Genomic DNA, 4,532 nt, shown 5'->3' with positions numbered 1-4,532 from the left:
ATGGGCGGCGGTGTGTGGGTGGGGCCTGTGCTGGAGTTGTGAGTCGTGCCGGATTCGGTTCGGCCGGCGAGGGTGGGGTTGTTTGTGGAGATGGAGGGAGTGCGGGTGGCGGAGTTCGTTGCTGGGGTGGCTGCAATCAAGGGCCAGAAGGGGAGGAGGCGGGTGGGGGCGTGGCCCAGAAGTTGCAGCGGGTTCAGGTAACTGGTGCCACGACGCAGGCCCCAGTGCAGGCAGGATTCCTCGCAGTGGGACGTGGTGGATTCCAGGACGCCGAGTTTGGCTCCTGACGTGACGGGCTGGCCGCTGCGTACCGACGCGGTGACCGGTTGGTACGTCGTGCGCAGGCCGTCTTCATGATCGATGGTGACCACGCCCTTGCCGCCTACCGGGCCGGCGAAGCGGATCGTGCCCGGGCCGGCTGCCAGGACGGGTGCGGCTGCGGGGGCTGCCAGGTCGATGCCGCGGTGACCGGCGAGCCACGGCTCAGGAGGCGGGGTGAAGCGGCGCAGGATGCGAGGGCGTCCGTCGAGTGGCCAGCGCCAGGTGGAGGGCGACGCTCTGGCTGGGGCCGCAGGGGCGACGGGCAGGATCAGGACCGTGAAGATGACCACCAGCAGGGTGGTGCAGACGACTCTTCGTCTCAGGGCCCTTGAAGGCCGACGGCGGCGTGTTGGGGCAGTCTTGGCCATGACGTCGGTGCGCGGCCACGACGTTGGGCTTACCGGGCGTAGGTCGTGTGATGGTGGTTTTCCCTCGTGGAGGGGCGATCTCTTCGGGTGCGGTGCGGCGGGAGAGACGGCGAGGGGCGCCGGCCTGGTGGTCGTTTCCGGTTCCGGTCCGGTAGCCGGTGCCGGTTCTGAGCCCAGAGTGGGTGCCAGGTTGTCCGGCCCAGGGGCCGGCTCGGGTTGCCCTTCCGGCGATGGACCTGGTCCTGATTCTGGCTCTTGTCGTAGACCGAGTGCCGGTGTTGGTTCCGGCTCTTGTCGCAGCTTTGGTCCTGGTCGCCGTCCAAGCTCGGGCCCGAGCTGTGTGTCTGGATCCGGTGCCGCTGACAGGGGTGTGGGTGGCGTCCTGATGATCGAGGGAGTTGCGGGAGCGTGGGCGTTCATGGGCGGGAGTTTGGCTGGAGCGGGGTGGGCGACGCGGGAGCGAATGGCGTTCTGTGGATAACTGAGTGAGAGAGGAGGCGGCTGTGGATGAAGGGATCGAGTGGTGGTTCGGGTGAGCGATGATGGGGGTGCGCGTTTGCGGGTGGGCTCGGGCTGAGAACGACGGTTGCTGTTGATCAAGTGTTTGGCGACCACATGGACGATGGATCAGTGCTGCGAGGCTGAGGCGAGCGGGGCGGGCTTCCTGCGAAGATGCGGGCGGAGCGGGGACGTCCAGATCCAGATGGAACTCAGGGCCATGCCGGCCGCGCAGATGAGGATCACGGGGCGAAGGCCGAGGAACTCGGCCAGGAAGCCGCCGGTAAGACCGCCCAGGGCCAGGACACCTTGGACGGCGAAGGTCGTCGTGGCGTTCACTCGGCCGCGCAGCTCCGGCGAGGCTTCCCGAAGGATGATCGCGCCCATGCAGGTGGCGAAGGCGACGACGATGCCGCCCGTGACCGTGCTGGTGAGAGCGAGCATCGAGAGTTTCCACCACAGTGGGCCGGTCAGCAGGCCGACCGCCAGAATTTCGATGGGGAAGAAGATCACTGAGATGAGCAGGACCCGGTTTTCGCCGTAACGCTTGGACAGACGGGCCGTGATCCAGGCGCCGAACAGGCCGCCGACGCCGCTGAGGGCGGTGAGGACGCCGATCAGGGCCTTGGGGATGTCCAGCGTGTTCAGCATGTAGAGCATGTAGACGGCTGTGTACGCCATCGCGAAGAAATTGATCGTGACGCCGGCTCCGAGGAGCGCGCGGAGGACCGGATGGGTGACGCTGGCCCTCAACCCTTCCACGACGTCGCGCCACATGCTCTGGGACGACGCCGGGGTGTTGTGCTCAGGAGTTCTGATCGTGCGCAGCAGCAAGGCCGAGGTCAGGAATGCGAACGCCTCCGCCAGAACGGCCAGAGGAGCGGTGAGGATCTGCACTAGGAGGCCGGCCAGACCCGGGCCGCTGACTGAGGCCACCGAGTAAGAGGCGTGGAAGCCGGCCATCGCCTCCGTTCGCTGAGATGGGGCGACCACCGCCGCCACATGAGGAAAGTTCGCCGCTTTGAAGAGCACTCCGGTGGTGCCGATCACCAGTGCTACGACGACCAACCAGACGACATTCAGTACACCGAGAACGTAGGCGGCCGGGATCGTGGCCGCCGCTGCGCAGGAGACGAGTTCGCAAACGATCATCAGCGGACGGTGTCGGGTGAGCCGGTCGGCGATGGCTCCCGACTGGAGGCCGAACAGGAGCACCGGGACCGAGGCGGCGGCGGTCAGGATGCCCATCTGAGCGGGGGAGGCCGTCAGCAGGGTGATTGCGGTCAAGGGGATGGCCAGCTTGGAGACCTCTGACCCGGTGACGGAGATCGTTCGGGCCGTCCAGAGCAGGCGGTAGTCGCGTTGTTTGCGAAGGGGCGTAGGCGAAGGCTCGGCGTGGGCCGGATCGGGCTCAGGCTGCTTGGCGTCCTGGGGGAGGGGTGGCGTCGAGATGGTGTCGGGGTCGGGCTCGGCGCTGGTGCGGGTGGCAGGTGAGGGGGTGTCGGATGATCTGTGAAGGGAACGCTTCATAACTGTGAAGATAATCCTTCATAGTTATGAAAGCAATACTTCAGACCTGGAGATGGGTACGTTTGGCGCATGACGCAGGACAGCGACGGGCTCAGCGACCCCAAGGCGATGCGGGCACTGGCTCATCCAGCGAGGTTGATGATCCTCAACAGGCTTCGCGTGGAAGGCAGCGCCACTGCCACCGAGACTGCGGAGATCGCGGGGATCACTCCCAGTGCCGCCAGCTATCACTTGCGGATGCTGGCCAAGTACGGATTCGTGGAGGACGCGCCGCCGCGAGGTGATGGCAGGGAGCGGGTCTGGCAGGCCGTGGACAAGCCGCTGAGCGTCGGGGTCGATCCCGATGATCAGCCGGAGGTCCGGGCGGCCAAGGTGCTGCTGATCGCGGCGTTTCGGCGGGACGCCAATGAGGAAGCGGAGCGGGCTCTGGCCGGCGCTGACAGGGAGTCTGAGGAGTGGCGCGAGGCGACACTGTTCAGCCGGCACCGGATCAGGGTGAATCCTGAGGAACTCGCGCAGTTGAACCAGGAGATCGTGAAGTTGCTCGAGCCCTACTTCACTCGGTTGCGCAGTGCGAAGGACGCACCCGAGGGGGCCAGGGTTGTGGAGGCGCAGGTCAATCTGTTTCCGGTGGCGGCGAGGATCGTTCCGGGTCTGCCGACCGAAGATCACGATGCCGGTTGAATCGTGAAGGGGGTGGTGGGTTGGTGATCGTGCGGGTGTCGGTGGGGTGGCGTTGATCCCGCTCGTGGGGCGACGGGCTCGGCTCCATGGCTTGGTGGCGGCTGATGGCTGAGTGGCGGGCCGGGCCTTGCGACGTGGCGGTGGCCAGGCGGGCTATGCGTTCTGCGTCATGAGAGGGCTATGCGTTCTATGTCATGAGGTTGGGGCGCGCGGTCGGCCGGTGGGCAGGCGGCTCTGTGTGGTTGGTGGGTGTACCTGCTGGCGGGCTTGGGGCGGTCCTCGCTGTGCTGAGGTGTCTCGCGGTGGGGTGGGACGTGCCGGGGTCGCCCTGCGTGTGACCGGTGTGGTTGGGGCTGGGCGCGCGAGGACGTGATGAACGTCCTGCGTGTTGGGCTCGGCTGTGTTGCGTTGGTTCGGGTGTGCCTGGGCTGTCGCGGGGTTGTCTGCGCCCACGTCCGGTTCGAGCCCATGTCCGGTTCGGGTTCGCGTCTGCGTCTGCGTCGGGTCCGTGCCCGCGCCCGGGGCGGTGCCGGGTCTGTGCCTGGTCGGGGGCGTCTTCACCCCGCGCATGCGGTTTCCCGTACACGGAAGCGTGGGGCTTGGTGGGCAGGGTTGCCGGCATTGGGTCCGGGTCCGTGTCGGGCCTGGGGGTCAGGGCCGTGTCGGGTCCGTGCCGCCCGGTGGGGTTGCGCGTGACGACCAGGCGATCTGCCGGCCGACCATGGAGGCGCGGTAGCGGTCCTCGTAGGAGGGGTCGGTCAGCCGCGGCAGCACCTTCCACAACCGCGGCCGAGCAGGTCGGGCGGGAGACGCCGAGCAGGTCGGCGGCGCCTGCCGTCGGGTTGGTGTCTGAGGCCGCGTGGGTGTTGGGGTTGGGTGCGTGTTGTCCGGTTCGGGTTCGTGTTGGCGTCGGCGTTGGTTGTGGGGATTCAGGGGTCTCGTGGGGGTGGCCGCTGGTCGCGTCGGCTTTGTGATGCTGGTGGCGTTCTGGCGAGCAGTGGATCAATGGTCATGTTGTGGTCGCCTGTCTGAGGGTCGGGTGGGGTGCGGGAGACGCTGTACTGCTTTGGCCTACTCCGTTGAGCAACGCTCTTTGGGCGTTGGTGATGGGGATGGGCCGGGGTGGTGGCG

At 67.2% G+C, this 4,532-nt stretch carries 3 protein-coding genes; 1 reads left to right on the top strand and 2 read right to left on the bottom strand.

Annotated elements, in window-relative coordinates:
* Both FAF44_RS52195 and FAF44_RS52190 read right to left on the bottom strand, forming a co-directional pair.
* On the bottom strand, nt 1-611 hold a 611-nt coding region (locus FAF44_RS52195; protein ID WP_237110948.1), incomplete at its 3' end, for a murein hydrolase activator EnvC.
* 705 nt (nt 612-1,316) lie between these two features.
* Entirely contained in the window at nt 1,317-2,717 is a 1,401-nt protein-coding gene (locus tag FAF44_RS52190; protein WP_237110947.1) for an MFS transporter, read from the bottom strand.
* A gap of 69 nt (nt 2,718-2,786) precedes the next feature.
* Between FAF44_RS52190 and FAF44_RS52185 the strand changes: the two genes are divergently transcribed.
* Nucleotides 2,787-3,401, top strand: coding sequence for a helix-turn-helix transcriptional regulator (locus FAF44_RS52185; protein WP_237110946.1), 615 nt, complete (start codon nt 2,787-2,789; stop codon nt 3,399-3,401).
* Nucleotides 3,402-4,532 lie beyond the last annotated feature (1,131 nt).

This window comes from Nonomuraea sp. MG754425, assembly GCF_021699195.1.
GTDB lineage: Bacteria > Actinomycetota > Actinomycetes > Streptosporangiales > Streptosporangiaceae > Nonomuraea.
Note: the sequence above shows the minus strand (reverse complement) of the source record. Positions and strands in the feature narration are given on the sequence as shown.

What these genes read in the sequence shown, in the direction of transcription:
- FAF44_RS52190 (WP_237110947.1), bottom strand. Translation starts at nt 2,717, where the DNA reads ATGAAGCGTTCCCTTCACAGATCATCCGACACCCCCTCACCTGCCACC.
- FAF44_RS52185 (WP_237110946.1), top strand. Translation starts at nt 2,787, where the DNA reads ATGACGCAGGACAGCGACGGGCTCAGCGACCCCAAGGCGATGCGGGCA.